Origin of the sequence: Streptomyces sp. NPDC056883, assembly GCF_042788835.1 — a bacterium.
Lineage (GTDB): Bacteria > Actinomycetota > Actinomycetes > Streptomycetales > Streptomycetaceae > Streptomyces > Streptomyces stoeckheimensis.
Window position 1 is genome coordinate 44,221 of the sequence record NZ_JBHUBS010000023.1, and the last position, 18,152, is coordinate 62,372.

General features: G+C 70.8%; 15 protein-coding genes. 5 read left to right on the forward strand and 10 right to left on the reverse strand.

Annotated elements, in window-relative coordinates; all coding sequences use genetic code 11:
- The first annotated feature begins 295 nt into the window (after positions 1–295).
- Positions 296–1,933, forward strand: coding sequence for a citramalate synthase (gene cimA / locus ACFRU2_RS36485; RefSeq protein WP_382980416.1), 1,638 nt, complete (start codon positions 296–298; stop codon positions 1,931–1,933).
- A gap of 54 nt (positions 1,934–1,987) precedes the next feature.
- Here cimA and ACFRU2_RS36490 read toward each other — a convergent pair whose 3' ends face one another.
- The gene (locus ACFRU2_RS36490; RefSeq protein ID WP_382980418.1) at positions 1,988–2,500 is read right to left on the reverse strand and encodes a hypothetical protein; all 513 of its coding nucleotides are present in this window, start codon (positions 2,498–2,500) and stop codon (positions 1,988–1,990) included.
- A gap of 109 nt (positions 2,501–2,609) precedes the next feature.
- Between ACFRU2_RS36490 and ACFRU2_RS36495 the strand changes: the two genes are divergently transcribed.
- Positions 2,610–3,983 carry a hypothetical protein gene (locus tag ACFRU2_RS36495; RefSeq protein WP_382980420.1) on the forward strand — a complete coding sequence of 458 codons (1,374 nt, stop codon included), beginning with the start codon at positions 2,610–2,612 and terminating at the stop codon, positions 3,981–3,983.
- A gap of 31 nt (positions 3,984–4,014) precedes the next feature.
- Here the strand turns inward: ACFRU2_RS36495 and ACFRU2_RS36500 are convergent, their stop codons facing one another.
- Entirely contained in the window at positions 4,015–4,623 is a 609-nt protein-coding gene (locus ACFRU2_RS36500; protein ID WP_382980421.1) for a YceI family protein, read from the reverse strand.
- A gap of 319 nt (positions 4,624–4,942) precedes the next feature.
- On the opposite strand from ACFRU2_RS36500, the gene ACFRU2_RS36505 reads away from it, so the two are divergent.
- Together ACFRU2_RS36505 and ACFRU2_RS36510 are read left to right on the forward strand one after the other, a co-directional pair.
- On the forward strand, positions 4,943–6,526 hold the full coding sequence (locus ACFRU2_RS36505) for an acyl-CoA carboxylase subunit beta (RefSeq protein WP_382980423.1): 1,584 nt from the start codon (positions 4,943–4,945) through the stop codon (positions 6,524–6,526).
- 22 nt (positions 6,527–6,548) lie between these two features.
- Positions 6,549–6,752, forward strand: a complete 204-nt coding sequence (locus ACFRU2_RS36510; protein ID WP_382980425.1) for an acyl-CoA carboxylase subunit epsilon — start codon at positions 6,549–6,551, stop codon at positions 6,750–6,752.
- Positions 6,753–6,833: 81 nt separating this feature from the next.
- On the opposite strand, the gene ACFRU2_RS36515 is transcribed toward ACFRU2_RS36510, so the two are convergent.
- The 8 genes from ACFRU2_RS36515 to ACFRU2_RS36550 form a co-directional block, all read right to left on the reverse strand.
- The gene (locus ACFRU2_RS36515; RefSeq protein WP_073911148.1) at positions 6,834–7,421 is read right to left on the reverse strand and encodes an ATP/GTP-binding protein; all 588 of its coding nucleotides are present in this window, start codon (positions 7,419–7,421) and stop codon (positions 6,834–6,836) included.
- Positions 7,402–7,989, reverse strand: a complete 588-nt coding sequence (locus ACFRU2_RS36520) for a DUF742 domain-containing protein (protein WP_250742432.1) — start codon at positions 7,987–7,989, stop codon at positions 7,402–7,404. Before ACFRU2_RS36520 ends, ACFRU2_RS36515 begins: the two co-directional genes overlap by 20 nt.
- Positions 7,990–8,082: 93 nt before the next feature.
- Complete coding sequence (locus ACFRU2_RS36525) at positions 8,083–8,496, reverse strand: roadblock/LC7 domain-containing protein (protein WP_243337850.1); 414 nt, start codon at positions 8,494–8,496, stop codon at positions 8,083–8,085.
- A 10-nt stretch (positions 8,497–8,506) separates the two neighbouring features.
- Complete coding sequence (locus ACFRU2_RS36530) at positions 8,507–11,719, reverse strand: nitrate- and nitrite sensing domain-containing protein (RefSeq protein WP_382980428.1); 3,213 nt, start codon at positions 11,717–11,719, stop codon at positions 8,507–8,509.
- A 319-nt stretch (positions 11,720–12,038) separates the two neighbouring features.
- Positions 12,039–12,626 carry an ATP/GTP-binding protein gene (locus ACFRU2_RS36535; RefSeq protein WP_254385735.1) on the reverse strand — a complete coding sequence of 196 codons (588 nt, stop codon included), beginning with the start codon at positions 12,624–12,626 and terminating at the stop codon, positions 12,039–12,041.
- A complete protein-coding gene (locus ACFRU2_RS36540) occupies positions 12,607–12,999 on the reverse strand; it encodes a DUF742 domain-containing protein (RefSeq protein WP_243337752.1) in 393 nt (130 codons plus the stop codon). The genes ACFRU2_RS36535 and ACFRU2_RS36540 overlap by 20 nt, the downstream gene beginning before the upstream one ends.
- A 151-nt stretch (positions 13,000–13,150) precedes the next feature.
- Positions 13,151–13,564, reverse strand: a complete 414-nt coding sequence (locus ACFRU2_RS36545; protein WP_008739864.1) for a roadblock/LC7 domain-containing protein — start codon at positions 13,562–13,564, stop codon at positions 13,151–13,153.
- Positions 13,565–13,573: 9 nt separating this feature from the next.
- The gene (locus ACFRU2_RS36550) at positions 13,574–17,326 is read right to left on the reverse strand and encodes a nitrate- and nitrite sensing domain-containing protein (protein WP_382980430.1); all 3,753 of its coding nucleotides are present in this window, start codon (positions 17,324–17,326) and stop codon (positions 13,574–13,576) included.
- A gap of 602 nt (positions 17,327–17,928) precedes the next feature.
- Between ACFRU2_RS36550 and ACFRU2_RS36555 the strand changes: the two genes are divergently transcribed.
- Positions 17,929–18,111, forward strand: a complete 183-nt coding sequence (locus tag ACFRU2_RS36555) for a hypothetical protein (protein WP_382980432.1) — start codon at positions 17,929–17,931, stop codon at positions 18,109–18,111.
- Positions 18,112–18,152 lie beyond the last annotated feature (41 nt).

Here is an 18,152-nt window from a genome sequence, read left to right on the forward strand (position 1 = left end):
AGATTCCCGTCCATGCGCGGCATGCGGTATGGCAGACTGCCGACGTGCCTGCTCAGCTCATGATTATGGACAGCAGCGCGCCGGTCCCCAGTGGCCGCTGAGCCGCGAAAGAACTTCGCGGAGGCGGCCACCGTGCCCCAGACCCGCGCGCAGACCTCTCGCACCCGCGAGAGGTTTTTTCGTTTTCCGGCCCGAACGTGCCGGAAACGGGCAGCGCGCGATGATGGGGGCAGTGGCGTCGGCCTGCCCCGCGGGCGGCATCCGGAACCACCCATCCGACAGGAGTCAGATCAGCATGACGACGACAGAGGCGACCGAGCCGACTGCGCCGGCTTCGGGCCCCGGCACCGATGACGGGTTCCACGTCTTCGACACGACCCTGCGCGACGGTGCCCAGCGTGAGGGCATCAACCTCACGGTCGCGGACAAGCTGACGATCGCCCGGCACCTGGACGACTTCGGGGTGGGGTTCATCGAGGGCGGCTGGCCCGGCGCCAACCCGCGCGACACGGAGTTCTTCTCGCGCGCCCGCGCGGAGATCGACTTCAAGCACGCCCAGCTCGTCGCCTTCGGCGCGACCCGCCGGGCGGGCGGCTCGGCCGCCACCGACCCGCAGGTCCGCGCCCTGCTGGAGTCCGGCGCCCCGGTGATCACCCTGGTCGCCAAGTCCCACGACCGGCACGTCGAGCTCGCCCTGCGCACCACCCTCGAAGAAAACCTGGAGATGGTCCGCGACACCGTCGCCCACCTGGTCTCCCAGGGCCGCCGGGTCTTCGTCGACTGCGAGCACTTCTTCGACGGCTACCGGGCCAACGCCGAGTACGCGAAGTCCGTCGTGCGCGCCGCCCACGAGGCCGGCGCCGACGTCGTGGTCCTCTGCGACACCAACGGCGGCATGCTGCCCGCGCAGATCGCCGCCACCGTCGCGACCGTGCTGGCCGACACCGGCGCCCGCCTGGGCATCCACGCCCAGGACGACACCGGCTGCGCCGTCGCCAACACCCTGGCCGCCGTGGACGCCGGCGCCACCCACGTGCAGTGCACCGCGAACGGCTACGGCGAGCGGGTCGGCAACGCCAACCTCTTCCCGGTCGTCGGCGCGCTGGAGATCAAGTACGGCCGTACGGTCCTGCCCGCGGGCGCGCTGGCCGAGATGACCCGGATCTCGCACGCCATCGCCGAGGTCGTCAACCTCACCCCCTCCACGCACCAGCCCTACGTCGGCGTCTCCGCCTTCGCGCACAAGGCGGGCCTGCACGCCTCGGCCATCAAGGTCGACCCGGACCTGTACCAGCACATCGACCCCGCGCGGGTCGGCAACACCATGCGGATGCTCGTCTCCGACATGGCCGGCCGGGCCTCCATCGAGCTCAAGGGCAAGGAGCTCGGCGTCGACCTCGGCGGGGACCGCGCACTGGTCTCCCGGGTGGTGGAGCGGGTCAAGGAGCGTGAGCTCCAGGGCTACACGTACGAGGCCGCCGACGCCTCCTTCGAGCTGCTGCTGCGCGCCGAGGCCGAGGGCCGGGCGCGCAAGTACTTCCGCATCGAGTCCTGGCGGGCCATCGTCGAGGACCGCCCCGACGGCACGCACGCCAACGAGGCCACCGTGAAGCTGTGGGCCAAGGGCGAGCGGATCGTCGCGACGGCGGAGGGCAACGGCCCGGTCAACGCGCTGGACCGCGCGCTGCGGGGCGCCCTCGAACGCTTCTACCCCCAGCTCGCGAAGTTCGAGCTGATCGACTACAAGGTCCGCATCCTGGAGGGCGCACACGGCACGTCCTCCACGACCCGGGTCCTGGTCACCACGACGGACGGCACCCGCGAGTGGAACACGGTCGGCGTCGCCCCGAACGTCATCGCGGCCTCCTGGCAGGCCCTGGAAGACGCCTTCACCTACGGCCTCCTGCACGCGGGCGTGGAGCCGGCGGAGTAGTCCCGGACCGTGGTCGCGGCCGCGGCAGTGGCCGTGGCCGCGGGTGCTTCCGCGTCAGCACTCCGATGTCACGTGCGCGCGGAAGCGCTCGCGGCTCATGGCCTCGCCGTTCGCCCAGAGCTGCCCCGGGCGGAGGGACTCGATGTCCGCGAGGCTGAAGTCGCTGGCCGAGGTGTAGAGGACCCGGTGTCCGTCCTCCAGGACCGTGAAGTGGAGGACATAGCCGTGGCGCGGCTCCAGGGCCCGGGGTCCGCCCGGCTTCCCGTCCACGGCCCATGCCCCGGGCGGGGCGAAGAGGGGGAAGGGGCCGGTGCGGCCGGGTTCGCGACCGGTGGGCCAGTAGGTGGGGTCACCCCCGTCCGGGGTGACGATGAGGGTCGGTCCCCGGGCGTCGACCTTGCTGCCGCACTGTCCGAGCTCCACCATGATCCGGCCGGAGCCGTCCCGGTAGACGGCGGCCAGGTCGTGCACGGGAAACCCGTCGCACGAGTTCAGCAGCGCGAGCCCGATCCCCGTCCCGATCACGATCCCGAGCGCCGGCCGCCAGGCCGTCCGTATCCCGCGCATGACCCCACCCCCGGTCGGGGAGTGTAGGTCGAACGGGTGGCCGGTGAGGGGTGGTAGCCCTTATGTCCTGCTCACACAGGATTACACCCATTCCGGTAGCGTCATGGGTATGAGGACCAGGCTTATATCCGCACCTTTTGGATCGCTGCTGGCCGCTCTGCTGCTGGCGCTGTCCGCGACCGCGCTGCTGGTCGCCCCGCAGGCGTCGGCGGCCGACGGGACCACCACCGTGGCGGAGGCCCTCAAGAAGGGCCCGGTCTACGTGGACCCCCGCGCCGAGGCGCAGCTGTCGCCCGCGCAGGCCCAGGCGCTCGCGCAGAAGATCAAGGACGCCGGGAAGCCGGTGTTCGTGGCCGTGCTGCCGGCCGCCGCCGAGTTCCCCGCCGCCAGCGTGCTCAAGACGGTCCGTACCGAGACCGGCATCACCGGGCTCTACGCGATCCGGCTCGGGGAGGGCTTCAACGCCGGTGCCGACCGGGCCGTCATGCCGAACAACGCCGTCCGCAACCTGGTCGACGCCGTCAAGGCGGGCGGCCCGACGGACGCGAACACCGAACTCAACACCTTCGTGGACCAGGCCCTCGCCCAGGCCAAGGGCAAGGCCCCCGCCTCCTGGGGCACCGCGAGCACCGACGACGGCGGCGCCCCGGTGGGCGCCCTGATCGGACTCGGCGTGGTGGCCGCCGTCGGCGGTGGCGGGGCGTACGCGCTGGTCAAGCGCAACCGCAAGAAGAAGGAAGAGCTCCGCCGCGAGTCCATCGCCCGGCTGAGCGTGGTCGTCGACGAGGACATCACGGCCTTCGGCGAGGAGCTGGAGCGCCTCGACTTCCACCCCGGTGAGCCCGGCGCCGACGATGCCATGCGCGCGGACTACGAGCAGGGCCTCGACTCGTACGAGAAGGCCAAGCAGATCATGGCCTCCGTGCAGCACCCGGAGGAGGTCAAGGGAGTCACGCAGGCCCTCGAGGACGGCCGGTACGCCCTGGCCCGCCTCGACGCGCGCCGGCAGGGCCGCCCGCTGCCCGAGCGCCGCGCTCCCTGTTTCTTCGACCCGCGCCACGGGCCGAGCACCGAGGACGCGGCCTGGGCCCCGGCGGGCGGGGCCGCCCGTACGGTCCCGGTCTGCGCGGCGGACGCCGTCCGGCTGCGCGACGGCCAGGACCCGGCGGTCCGCACCGTCGACACCGAGCACGGCCGACGCCCCTACTACGACGCCGGCCCGGCGTACGGTCCCTGGGCCGGCGGATACTTCGGCGGCGGCATCCTGCCCGGCCTGCTCATGGGCACGATGCTCGGTTCGATGATGTCCAGTCCGGCCTACGCCTCCGACTTCGGAGGCGGCAACGGATTCGACGGAGGGGGCGGAGGCTTCGACGGCGGCGACGTCTCCGGGGCCGACTTCAACCCGTCCGACTTCGGCGGCGGGGACTTCGGCGGCGGAGGCGGCTTCGACGGCGGCGGGTTCGGAGGGGGCGACTTCTAGCCGCCCCCGTCCCCGCAGGGTGGAACCGGGCTCACGCCTGCTTGATCGCCGAGATGTCGAAGGTCAGCTTCACCTTGTCGCTGACCATCACGCCGCCGGTCTCCAGCGCCGCGTTCCAGGTCAGGCCCCAGTCGGAGCGCAGGATCTCGGCCGAGCCCTCGAACCCGACGCGCTCGTTGCCGTAGACGTCGGTGGCCGAGCCGCCGAACTCCAGGTCGATGGAGAGCGGGCGCGTGACGTCCTTGATGGTCAGCTCGCCGGTGATGCGGTACTTGTCGCCGCCGAGCTGCTGCGCCTCGGTGGAGCGGAAGGCCATCAGCGGGAAGGTCTCGGCGTCGAAGAAGTCCCCGGAGCGCAGGTGTCCGTCCCGGTCGGCGATGCCGGTGTCGACGGAGGCGATCTTCACGTCGATGGAGGCGGTGGAGCGGGACGGGTCGGTGCCGTCCAGGTGCAGGGAGCCCTCATGGTCGGCGAAGGTGCCGCGCACGTTGGTGACCATGGCGTGGCGGACGGTGAACCCGATGCTGCTGTGGGAGGCGTCGATGACGTAGTCGCCGGTGAGCGCGGCGAGGGCCGGGTCCACGTCGAGGGTGGCGACGGCGGTGGTGGTGTCCTGGGCGCGGCGGGTGAAGAGACCCATGGCTGCTTCTCCTAAGTAGGGGTGCCGCTCGATGTCCGGCACTCGTTGAACTTTCAACAACAACGACGCTAGACCCATTCCGTTCAAATTTCAACCTCTGAGGTTCCTGCGCGTGGCTTGGATGTCTTGATGGCGCCTTGGCGGCACCCCGGCGTCCGCTTGGCCGGAGTTTTGTGCGGTCCCCACAAAGGACCAACGTCCTGCCTGGTGGGACGGGCTGCTCCCTCAGCGGTTCTGTCCGGGCCGGACAGCGGAAGACACCCGACACTGTGTGGATTCGACGGAGGGTTTTTCCGGTCCGGCTTCGTAAGGTCATTACATGACCGTTGTGGACCAGATTCCGAGCGAGCCGACGGACGCCCGCGGGCGCGTGGCCGAGCTGCACGACCTGCGCGAGCAGGCGCGGCGCGGCCCGAGCGACCGGGCGACCGAAGCGCAGCACGCCAAGGGCAAGCTCACCGCCCGCGAGCGGATCGCGTTGCTGCTCGACCCGGGTTCCTTCAAGGAGGTCGAGCAGCTGCGTCGCCACCGCGCGACGGGGTTCGGCCTGGAGGCCAAGAAGCCCTACACCGACGGTGTCATCACCGGCTGGGGCACGGTCGAGGGCCGCACGGTCTTCGTCTACGCGCACGACTTCCGCATCTTCGGCGGCGCCCTGGGCGAGGCCCACGCCACGAAGATCCACAAGATCATGGACATGGCCATCGCGGCCGGTGCCCCCCTGGTCTCCCTCAACGACGGCGCCGGCGCCCGCATCCAGGAGGGCGTCTCGGCGCTCGCCGGATACGGCGGCATCTTCCAGCGCAACACCAAGGCCTCGGGCGTCATCCCGCAGATCTCGGTGATGCTGGGCCCCTGCGCCGGCGGCGCGGCCTACTCCCCGGCGCTCACGGACTTCGTGTTCATGGTCCGGGAGACCTCGCAGATGTTCATCACCGGCCCGGACGTGGTCCGCGCGGTGACCGGCGAGGAGATCACCCAGAACGGCCTCGGCGGCGCGGACGTGCACGCCGAGACCTCGGGCGTCGCGCACTTCGCGTACGACGACGAGGAGACCTGCATCTCCGAGGTCCGCTACCTCATCACGATGCTGCCCTCGAACAACCGCGAGAACCCCCCGGTCCACGAGACCAGCGACCCGGCCGACCGCCGGTCCGACGTCCTGCTGGACCTCGTGCCCGCCGACGGCAACCGCCCGTACGACATGCTCAAGGTCATCGAGGAGCTCGTCGACGAGGGCGACGTCCTGGAGATCCACGAGCGCTGGGCCCGGAACATCATCTGCGCCCTGGCGCGGATGGACGGCCAGGTCGTCGGCATCGTCGCCAACCAGCCCGGCCACCTCGCCGGCGTCCTGGACATCCACGCCTCCGAGAAGGCGGCGCGCTTCGTCCAGCTCTGCGACGCCTTCAACATCCCGATCATCACCCTCCTGGACGTCCCCGGCTTCCTGCCGGGCGTCGACCAGGAGCACGGCGGCATCATCCGCCACGGCGCCAAGCTGCTGTACGCGTACTGCAACGCGACCGTGCCGCGGATCTCGCTGATCCTGCGCAAGGCCTACGGCGGTGCGTACATCGTCATGGACTCCCAGTCCATCGGCGCCGACCTCACCTACGCCTGGCCGACCAACGAGATCGCCGTCATGGGCGCCGAAGGCGCCGCCAACGTCATCTTCCGCAAGCAGATCGCGGACGCCGAAGACCCCGAGGCAATGCGTGCGCGCATGGTCAAGGAGTACAAGGCCGAGCTGATGCACCCTTACTACGCGGCCGAGCGAGGCCTCGTGGACGACGTGATCGACCCCGCGGAAACCCGCGAAGTCCTCGTCGCCGCCCTCGCGATGCTCCGCAACAAGCACGCGGACCTGCCGTCGCGCAAGCACGGCAACCCGCCCCAGTAGACGTCGAAGGAGAACGCCACCGATGAGCAACGCCACCGGCACCCTGCTGAAGGTCGAGAAGGGCAACGCCGAGCCCGAGGAGCTGGCCGCGATCACCGCGATCCTGCTCGCCCGCGCCGCCGCCGCCCCCGAGGACACCGCCACCGCCGCCGCCAGCTCCCAGGCCGGCTGGCGCCGCCTGGAGCGCACCCCCGGCTTCCGCGGCCCGCGCAGCTGGCAGGGCTAGTACGCGAAGCCCCGCAGGCACCACGTGAAAAGCCCCCCGCACTCCTCGGAGTGCGGGGGGCTTTCGCGTACGACCGGACGGCTACCGCAGGCGGGCCATGAGGGCGTGCTCGACCAGGGTGATGAGCGCGCTCTTGGCGTCCGCGCGGTGGCGGGCGTCGGTGGTGATGATGGGGGCGTCCGGGCCGATCTGCAGGGCCTCGCGGACTTCCTCCGGGGTGTACGGCTGGTGCCCGTCGAAGCCGTTGAGGGCGATGACGAAGGGGAGGCCGCTGTTCTCGAAGTAGTCGACGGCGGGGAAGCAGTCGGCGAGACGGCGGGTGTCGACCAGGACGACGGCGCCGATGGCGCCGCGGACCAGGTCGTCCCACATGAACCAGAAGCGGTCCTGGCCCGGGGTACCGAAGAGGTACAGGATCAGGTCCTGGTCCAGGGTGATGCGGCCGAAGTCCATGGCGACCGTGGTGGTCGTCTTGTCCCCGGTGTGGGTCAGGTCGTCGATGCCGGCGGAGGCGCTCGTCATGACGGCCTCGGTGCGCAGGGGGTTGATCTCGGAGACGGCGCCCACGAACGTGGTCTTGCCCACGCCGAAGCCACCCGCCACCACGATCTTCGCGGAGGTGGTGGAGCGAGCAGGAGCCGCTCCGCCGTTAGAGCTTGCGAAGTCCACTGAGCACCCTTTCGAGCAGTGTCACGTCTGGCTGGCCGCCGGCGGACTCGTCGCCGCCGGGCTGGTGGATGGCCACGAGGCCGGCCTCGGCCAGGTCGGCGACGAGGATCCGGGCCACGCCAAGAGGAATGGAGAGGAGTGCCGAGATCTCCGCGACGGATTTGATCTCCTGGCACAGGAGGCAGATGCGCTGGTGCTCGGGCAACTGCCCTTGCAGACGCGCGGGATCGGCCGTGGTGCTGACCAGCGCCTCGATGGCGAGCTGGTAGCGCGGCCGGGTCCGGCCGCCGGTCATCGCGTACGGACGCACCAGCGGGTTGTGCGCCTGCGGAGCCTGCGGGCGCCCGCCGCGCGGAGGCTGCTGCGGGGGCCGGTAGGACTGCCCGGGCTGCTGCGGCCGGCTGTACGGCTGCTGGTAGGGCTGCCGCTGGTACGGCTGCCCGGAAGCGGGGTCGTGCTCCGGCGCGGGCCGGTTGCTGGGAGCGGAAGGGAAGTTGAAGCGGTTCTGGTCGTGCCCACCCTGCGGCTGCTGCGCGCCGCCATAAGGATGTCCTCCGGGTGTTGTCACGTCTCCTCCTCCGACTCCAAGTACGCAGTACTCCCTGTGGAACCGCGCCACCGCACCCTATGGTGCAGTGACGCGAAACGCACTGCCTGTCTGCTAGTTGAGAAGTCCGCCCTGCAGTTCCGCGCGCAGGTCCGGGGTGAGGACACTGCCGGCGCGGTCCACGAGGAGGGCCATCTCGTAACCCACCAGGCCGATGTCGCACTCGGGGTGCGCGAGCACCGCGAGCGAGGATCCGTCGGAGACGGACATCAGGAAGAGGAACCCGCGGTCCATCTCCACCACCGTCTGGTTGACGGCGCCGCCCTCGAAGATGCGGGACGCACCCGCGGTGAGGGAGGTAAGCCCTGAGGCCACCGCGGCGAGCTGGTCGGCCCGGTCGCGGGGGAACCCCTCGGACATGGCCAGAAGGAGGCCGTCGGCGGAGACCACAACCGTGTGGGACACCCCTGGGGTGTTGTCCACGAAGTTGGTGATCAACCAGTTCAGGTTCTGCGCCGCCTGGCTCATCGCGCTCACACTAACGCTCCTGGTCATAGCTGTTACTTGACTGCTCGGATCCCGCGTTGCGGCCCTGCTGGACACCGCGTCGCAGGTTGCTCAACCTGCCACGGATGTCCTCCGGGGCTCGGGAGACCTCGGGGCCTCCCTGCGGCGTCGTCTCCGCAGCACCCTCGACCAGGTTGGCCTTGGGCACCCGCCGGGGGAGACCGGAGGGGGTGACCCCGCCGGCCTTCGGCTCGCGGAGCTTGGCGGCCTGCTGCCAGCGCTCGTCGTTGTTCGAGCGCCAGTCGGCAGTGCCGTCCGTTTCCCCGGTGGCCTTCTCCGGCGCCGCGGGCTGCTGCTGACGCTGCGGCCGCTGCTCGAAGAGGGATCCGGAGGACTCCGTTTCCTGCTGACCCGGCCGCTGCTGCGGCTGGCTGCCGCGTCGCGGCAGGCCCGCCCCGGTCACCTGGTGGCCGGCGTCCGCAGTGGCGCCCGGACGGTCGAAGCCTACGCGCTCCGGGGCCGGTTCGGGAGCGGCCGGTGATTCCGATTCGGTCCCGTAATCCTGCTGGTAGGAGCCCGAGTAGGTGTTCTGCTGGGGCCACTCCGCAGCGGTGGAACGGGAATCGTACCCGCCGTCGTAGGCCGGGAGTTCCTGTCGCTGATCCGTGTACTCGGGTTCCGGATAGGCGTAATCCTGCTGGGTGTACGCGTCGTATCCCTGCCCGGCCTGAGCGGATTCGTAACCGGTGTCGTAGCCCTGCGCGGGCTGCTGATCGTAGCCCTGGTACGGCTGGTACGCGTGCTCCGGCTGCGGTTCCGGATACTCCGCCGCGGGCTCGTCGTACTGCGACTGCACCTGCGGGTAGCCGACCTGGGCCTCCAGCGCGGCCCGGCGCTCCTCGCGGCCCAGGGACCGGCCGACCGGGTCGGCGGTGAGCTCGGCAGGCTGGTCGTAGCCCGGCTGGTCGGCCCGGTGGACCTCGTAGCGGGAGTCGTCGAAGCCGAGCTCGGCGGCCGTGCGCAGCGCGGCCGGCTGCTGGGCCTGCTGGCGCGGGATCATCTGGGAGACCGTGAAGTCGTCCGCCGGGATCTCCTCGCCACCGCCACCGTGGGTGATGGCGTCGGGGAGCATGACCAGCGAGGTGGTGCCGGCCGCTTCGCCCGAGGGGCGCAGCTGGACGCGGATGCCGTGCCGGTCGGCCAGCCGGCCGACCACGAACAGACCCATGCGCTGCGAGATCGCGGCGTCCACGGTCGGCGGGTTGGCCAGCTTGTGGTTGATGTCCGCGAAGTCCTCGGCGGTCAGGCCGATTCCCTTGTCGTGGATCTCGACCATCACGCGGCCGTCGGGCAGACGCGTCGCGTTGACCCGGACCTTGGTCTGCGGGGAGGAGAAGGTGGTGGCGTTCTCCAGCAGCTCGGCGAGCAGGTGCACGAGGTCGGTCACGGCCTGGCCGTGGATCTCGGCCTCGGAGACGCCCGACAGCTCGACGCGCTCGTACTGCTCCACCTCGGAGGAGGCGGCGCGCAGGACGTCGACGAGGGGGACCGGCTGGTCCCAGCGGCGGCCCGGCTCCTCGCCCGCGAGGATGAGGAGGTTCTCGCCGTTGCGGCGCATGCGGGTGGCCAGGTGGTCCAGGCGGAAGAGGTTCTCCAGCTGGTCCGGGTCCGCCTCGTTGTTCTCCAGCTCGGTGATCAGGGTCAGCTGGCCCTCGATCAGCGACTGGTTGCGCATGGAGAGGTTCGTGAAGATCGCGTTGACGTTGCCCCGGAGGAGGGCCTGCTCGGCGGCGAGCCGGACGGCCTCGCGGTGGACCTGGTCGAAGGCGCGGGCGACCTCGCCGATCTCGTCCTGGGAGTCGATCGGGATCGGCACCACGCGGGTGTCGACCTTGCCCGGGTCGGTGCGCGAGAGCTGGTCGACGAGCATCGGCAGGCGCTGCTCGGCGATGTCGAAGGCGGCGCCGCGCAGACGGCGCATCGCCTTGCCCATCTGGCGGGCCATCATGCCGGCCAGGATGAAGGCGGCGAGCAGGGCCACGACCACGATGGCGCCGGTCAGGATGGCGTCGTTGCGGGCCTCGTCGGAGACGGCGCCGGAGTCCTTGAGGGCCTTGCCGAGCAGTTCCTTCTCGAGCTCGGCGTAGCCGTCGAACTTGGCGGTGGCCGCGGCCTGCCAGGCCTGCGGGGTGGTGCCGTCCACGGCGAGCTTGGCGGGCTTCTCGCCGCTGGCTATCGCCTCGGTCATACCGGTGAGCGCGGAGTCGTTGACCACGGGCGGGGCGTGGAAGACGGTGCCGGCCTGCTCGGCCGCCTGCTTGGCGGCGGCGAGCTTCTGGGCGCCTTCCTCGGACTTCTTGCCCATGATCTCGCGCAGGCGGGCGACGTCCTCGTCGGTGCCCGCGGCGACGTACTCGCCGATCGCGATCTCTTCGAGGTACGCGTACGAGGAGAAGGCGACGAGCTGGGCCTTGCGGATGTCCTCGTTGGTGCTCGGCCGGACCAGCAGGTGCGTGCCCACCGAGCGCTGCAGCGAGTTCGCGGCCTTGGACAGTTCGAGCGCGTAGACCATGCGGCCGTACGAGGTCACGTTGCCGGTGCCGAGGCCCAGCTCGTTGGAGAACTGCATGAGGTAGTGCTGGACCAGCACGTACCCCTCTTCGGTCGGGATCGGGCCCAGTGCCTTGGGGAGGGCCTTCTTCGGCGTCTCCAGCTGCGGCAGGTAGGCCGTCTTGCGGACCTGCTCCAGCTTCGGCTCCTCCTGGCGGAAGAGCTCCAGGCGGCGTTCCAGGCCCTGGCCCGCGGGCAGGTCCTTCGCGGCCTCGGCGAACTTCGCCTTGGCGGCGTCGGTGGCGGAGTAGGCCTTCAGGACGGGCTCGGACTCGCGCTGGCCCCTGAGCAGGGCATCGGCCGTCAGGTCGCGCTCGTTCAGGAGCGCCTGGCCGTACTCGGCGGCGGCCTGGACGATGCCGGCGGTCTTCTCGGCGTCCTTGGCCTCGTTCCAGGTGTCGATGGAGCCCTTCACCTGGAAGCCGCCCATCACCAGTCCGACGAGGACCGGGACGAGCAGGATGGCGTTCAGACGGGTCGGCACGCGCCAGTTGCGGGGCGAGAACCTGCTGGTGCTTCCACCGCTCACGGATGGTTCCACGGGTACGTCAAGGGAAGACGTGGCCGCGCGCGGCGGCGGGGTGAAGTTGCCGCGCGCGGGTTCATCCGCGGGGCTCGAGTTGCTTCGCCTCACTCGACCAACAACCTCTCGGCGGTGCTACTAGCTAGTTCGTTGAATTCCAGCACGGTTAACGGCCGTGTTCCAAACAGTTGAAATCGGCCATTCCTAGAGCCTTATGCCCCACATAAATCGGACATAAAGAGCGTCCTGCGGCAAAAACGGGGCCAGTTGTGAGCGCAGTGACACCGGGCGAACGCACCGTGTCGCCAACTACCCGCAATTCTCTGTCGAAACGTTATGAACGAAGGGGGCGGGCCGTGTCGCATGACACAGCCCGCCCCCCAAAACCAGCCGGTGAAGCCCTCGTTATGCGGCGACCCTGCGTGAGCCGCTACTTGAGACGCGCCATCAGGGCGTGCTCGACGAGCGTGATGAGCGCGCTCTTGGCGTCCGCGCGGTGGCGGGCGTCGGTGGTGATGATGGGGGCGTCCGGGCCGATCTGCAGGGCCTCGCGGACTTCCTCCGGGGTGTACGGCTGGTGCCCCTCGAAGCCGTTGAGGGCCACGACGAACGGCAGGCCGCTGTTCTCGAAGTAGTCCACGGCGGGGAAGCAGTCGGCCAGGCGACGCGTGTCGACCAGGACGATCGCCCCGATGGCGCCGCGCACGAGGTCGTCCCACATGAACCAGAAGCGGTCCTGACCGGGGGTACCGAAGAGGTACAGGATCAGGTCCTGGTCCAGGGTGATGCGGCCGAAGTCCATGGCGACCGTGGTGGTCGTCTTGTCCCCGGTGTGGGTCAGGTCGTCGATGCCCGCGCTCGCGGACGTCATCACGGCCTCGGTGCGCAGCGGGTTGATCTCGGAGACGGCGCCCACGAACGTGGTCTTGCCCACGCCGAAGCCACCCGCCACCACGATCTTCGCGGAGGTGGTGGAGCGAGCAGGAGCCGCTCCGCCGTTAGAGCTTGCGAAGTCCACTGAGAACCCTCTCGAGCAGCGTTACATCCGGCGTTCCGCCGGCCTCTCCATTGCCCGGCTGGTGGATGGCCACCATGCCGGCCTCCGCCAGGTCGGCGACGAGGATTCGTGCGACGCCGAGCGGCATGTTCAGCAGCGCGGAGACCTCCGCGACCGACTTGACCTCACGGCAGAGGGTGCAGATGCGCTGGTGCTCCGGGAGCAGCCCGGACAGGTGCATCGGATCGGCCGTGGTGCTGACCAGGGCCTCGATGGCGAGCTGGTAGCGCGGTCGGGTCCGGCCACCGGTCATCGCGTACGGACGAACCAGCGGCTGGTCGCCTTCCGAGTACGAGTCTCCGTACTGATCGGAATAGGCGGGGGGCGGGGTCATTGATCCTCCGGGCTGGACAGCAATGGTCAGCGTGCCGTCTGACGGGGCGGCCGGTGGGGGGACGGTATGACGGCCTGGCGGTGGTACTGGGTTCCGGGGCGGTGGCCCCGGTCCCCCGGCCGGCAGTACCGTCCGGCCGGGAGAGCGGCAGTCAGATGAGCAGGCTTCCCTGCAGTTCCGCGCGCAGGTCCGGGGTGAGGACGCTGCCGGCGCGGTCCACGAGGAGGGCCATCTCGTAACCCACCAGGCCGATGTCGCACTCGGGGTGCGCCAGTACGGCCAGCGAGGATCCGTCGGAGACGGACATCAGGAAGAGGAACCCGCGGTCCATCTCCACCACCGTCTGGTTGACGGCGCCGCCCTCGAAGATGCGGGACGCGCCCGCGGTGAGGGAGGTGAGCCCTGAGGCCACCGCGGCGAGCTGGTCGGCCCGGTCGCGGGGGAAACCTTCGGACATGGCCAGAAGGAGGCCGTCGGCGGAGACCACCACGGTGTGGGACACCCCGGGGGTGTTGTCCACGAAGTTGGTGATCAACCAGTTCAGGTTTTGTGCCGCCTGGCTCATCGAACTCAACTATCGCTCCTGCTGGTAAGTGGGGTCGACGTGGTAACTGCCGGTGGCCGGGCCGGTGGTGCCGGCCTGCCGACCCTGCTGGATACCGCGTCGGAGGTTGGTGAGACGGCCGCGGACGTCGTCCGGGGACCGCGAAACCTGGGGGCCGGCCTGTGCTTCGGCCTGCTGCTGCGCGGTGCCGGCCACGAGGTTCGCCCGCGGGACCCGGCGGGGCAGACCCGACGTGGTGATACCGCCGGCGGCGGGCTGGCGCACGCGCTCGGCCTGCCGCATCAGCTCGTCGTTCGGCGAGGAGCGCCAGCTCACGGTCGGCACGGCGCCGGTGGCCGTCTGCGCGGACTCGGCCGGAGCCTGCTCCTGGCCGCGCTGCGGCAGCTGGTGCTGCTGCGGGCGCTGAGGGGCGACCGGAGCCGGAGCCGCCGGGGCGGACTGCTGCGCCTGCTGGGGCACCGCCGGTGCCTGCGCCGGGGGCTGGCCCGCCTCCTGGCGGAACCAGTTCGACTCCAGCGTGTCGAAGATCGGGCTGCGGGCCTCGCCGGTGCCCGGACCGGCCGGGGGCAGCGCCTCCGGACGGGACGCCTGCGGCAGCCGCGGAGCCTCCGCACGCGGAGTCGGTACGGGGGAGTAGTTGCCCTGGGGCTGCGGGGCCTGGCCGGGCTGGACGTAGCCGCCGACACCGGGGCCGCCGGGCCGCTGGGCCTGGAAGTCCTGGCGGGCGAACTGCCCCGTGGAGGCCGGGTCGGCGAAGTCCTGGCGGGCGAACTGGCCGGTGGAGGCCGGGTCACCGAACTCGGGGCGGGCGAACTGGCCCGTGGTGCCGTTGTCGCGGCCGCCGGCCTGCGGGGCCGGGGCGTTGAAGTCGGGGCGGGGGAACTCGGACGTGGAACCGGGGCCCGACAGCTCGTCGTGGCCGCGCGGTACGTCGTGCCCGCGCTGGTCCGCGCCCCACGTGGTGGTCTGCGGTATCGCGGCGGGTCCGCCGGCCGTGCCCGGGAGCTCCGGACGGGGCGCGCCACCGCGCGGCGGAAGCTGCGGCCGGGGACCGCGCGCGGCCGGGCCGCCGGCCTGCGGCTGACCCTGCTGCTGCGGGGCCGGCTGCTGGGGCTGCGCCTGCTGGGGCTGCTGCGGGCGCTCGAAGCCGTTGCCCTGCGGGAAGCCGCCGGGACCGGACGCCGAGGGGGCGCCGACCGGACGGGCCTGCGGACCGCCGAAGCCGCCCGGGCCGCCGGGACCCGAGACCGGGGCGCGGCCCGGCAGCGGAGCACCCGAACCGAAGGCGCTCTGCGTCTGGCCGCCGGGACCCTGCTGCTGCGGCCGTCCGCCCTGCGGGCCGGGGCCCTGGGGCTGGCCGCCGGGGCCGCCGTCACGGCCCGGCAGGGCCGCGCGCTGGTTGCCGGCGGAAACCTGGCCGCGCTGCGGGGCGGCGCCCACGGGGGGACGCGCGCCGGGAGCGGGGATCGAGCCCTGCGCCTGCGCGCCGGGACCGCCCTGACCGGGGCCGCCGGGAGCACCCGGACCGCCCTGGCCGGGCATCGGAGCCGGCTTCTTGCCGCCCTGGGCGACGTCCACCGGGAGCATGACGAGGGCCGTCGTACCGCCCGAGTCGGAAGGGCGGAGCTGGATGCGGATGCCGTGTCGCAGGGACAGGCGGCCGACCACGAACAGACCCATGCGGCGGGAGACGGAGACGTCCACGGTGGGCGGCGAAGCGAGCCGCTCGTTGATCGCGGCGAGGTCCTCGGGGGAGAGGCCGATACCGGTGTCGTGGATCTCGACGAGCACGCGGCCGTCGGGCAGCGCGTGACCGGTGACCTTGACCTTGGTCTGCGGGGAGGAGAACGAGGTGGCGTTCTCCAGCAGCTCGGCGAGCAGGTGCACGAGGTCGTTGACGACGCGGCCGGCCACGTCGGTGCCGGGCACCGACGAGAGTTCGATGCGCTCGTACTGCTCCACCTCGGACGCGGCGGCGCGGAGCACGTCGACGAGCGGGACGGGGCGGGTCCACCGGCGGCCCGGCTCCTCGCCCGCGAGGACGAGGAGGTTTTCGCCGTTACGGCGCATGCGGGTCGCGAGGTGGTCGAGCTTGAAGAGCGAGGACAGCTGGTCCGGGTCGGCCTCGCGCGACTCCAGCTCGGAGATGAGCGAGAGCTGGCGCTGGATGAGGCCCTGCGAACGGCGCGAGAGGTTGGTGAACATCGCGTTGACGTTGCCTCGCAGGAGGGCCTGCTCGGCGGCGAGGCGGACGGCCTCGCGGTGCACGTCGTCGAAGGCCGCGGCCACCTGGCCGATCTCGTCGCGGGTGTGCAGACCGACGGACTCCACCGTCGTGTCCACGTCCTGCGGGTCGGACTCCGACAGCTGCTTGACGAGCTCGGGCAGCCGGTCCTGGGCGACGCGGGTCGCGGTGTCCTGGAGGCGGCGCAGGGAGCGGATCATCGAGCGGGCCATGACGAAGGCGCCGACGAGGGAGACACCGAGGACGAGGAGGATCAGCGCACCGTTGATGAGGGCGTCGCGCTGCGACTCGTTCTTGAGCTCGCGGGCCTTCTGCTCCATGTCCTCGAGCAGGGTGAGCTCGATGACCTTCATGGCCTGGAGCTTGGTGTCGTCCGCGTCGTACCAGTCCATCCAGGACCGGTTCTTCTCCTTGGCGAACTGGTCCTTGTTGCCCAGGACGCGGCGGGCGTAGTGGTCCGCGGTGGCGATTTCCTGGTTGCCGTCGCCGAGCGCCGCGAGGAGCTCCTCGGGCTTGCCCTGGTAGACGAGCTCGAAGGTCTTGCGCGCCTGCTCTTCGCTGCTCTGGGCCGAGCGGGCGTAGAGACGGTCGTTCTCGGTGAGGGTGCCGGCCAGCGCGGGGTCCGCGGGGAGCGCGGCCGCGATGATCGCGCGCTGGATCGAGGCGTACTCCTTGGCGGAGGAGAACGCGGCCAGCGCGCGGGTGCGCTTGATCATCTCGGGGTTCGAGGTGGCCTGGGCCATGTCCTGCGAGAGCGAGAGCAGCGAGACGACCAGCGCGTTGTACTCGGTGACGGTCTGCTGGGCACCGTTCTGGTACGCGTTCTTGCGGATCTCTTCGAGGTTGTTGAGCCCGTGTGCGATCTGCAGGATGTTGTTGCGGATCGACCGGAGCGTCTCGTCGTTGCCCTCCGCGACGTCGACCTTGTCGGTCGCGGCGGCGAAGGCGCGGACGGCGGAGTCGGTCGAGTCGCGGACGCCCTGGACGAGGGTGCTCGGCTTGCCCGACTTGTCGACGGACAGCGGACCGGCGGAGTTGTCGCGCTCGGCCTGGAGCATGGCGGCCAGGTTGGTGGCCTGACGCGTCATCGTCGTCAGCAGCTGCATGTGCTCCAGCTGCGCGATGTCGTTGAGCGAGTCGTTGATGCGGAAGCCACCGAGGGTGGTGGCGGCGACGACCGGCAGGGTCAGCAGGGACACCAGTCGCGTGCTGATGCGCCAGTTCTGCATGGCCAGACGGGAACCGGACCCACGGGGGGTCTGGGGTATCGCGACGTCACGGCTGCCCGACTCGTCGTCGGCCTTGGAGCCGCCCTTGGGCTTGGCGCGGCCCTTCGGCTTCACCGCGGCGGAGCCGTCGGGGCCCCCGCTCTCGACAGCCGGCCCGCGGTTCTGGGCGTGCTGGGGCGAGGAGCCACGGTCGGTCCCGCCGCGCGGGTCCTGCTCCGGCGCGGCGTCCCCACGGCCCTGACGGGCCTGGGGAGACCCCTTGTCATCCCTCTTGAATCGTCCCTGCACTAGCGTCGCAACCTCTGGACCAGGCGTCCCGCCGGGCGACCGGTGGGACGGTGTCGAGTCGTGGGGCAATGCGCCCCATGGTGGTCGTCGGTGACCGGCGCGTCTCCCTCTCCGTTGCCGCCGCGCTCGGCGCTGTGTCGCGCCACCTGCGCGCCGGCTGATTCCCGCGGCGGTCCCGCGAATTCCAGCACAGAGGCGGATCTCCAACAAGGTGCGAGTCCCCGCCTGGACAGTCGGTCACGTCTGGTGACGCAAGCGCTACCCGACGTGCGGGCCAATTCATATGGAATCGGACTTACGCCGCCCAAACCCCGCGCCTGGCAAGCTGTCCCAGTCGCGATGATCGGGAGCGGAATGGCGCATTCAGTGGCGCAATGTCCGCTTTGTGGGGTGGAATTGACTGCCCGTTATGCCCGTAATGCCTGGTCACTGGTGAGCAAACTCACATAGCCGTGGCCATTACTTCCCGGTTCGGCTGGGGATTTCGATGTTTAGCCTTGAGCTTTACAGGCATGCCGCGAGCGACAAGCGGTACTCCGAAGGCATCCCGGCGGCACCCGCCGCCACCATCCGACCTAGTGAGCCGAGGGCTTCGCACTCCGATGAAGACGACGATGATGTTCCGCAACATAGCCAACCCGCGCCGCACCACCCTCGCGCACCTCAAGGACGCCGAGGAGCTGCAGGGCGTGCCGGTCCAGGAGCACACCGTCGACCTGCCGGGCCAGACCGCGAACCCGCGCCGCACCATCCTCATGGACGCACCGGTCGCCGCCGCCCAGTAAGAGGGGCCCGGCAACGGGAGTGTCCGGCGAAAGCCGCGCGA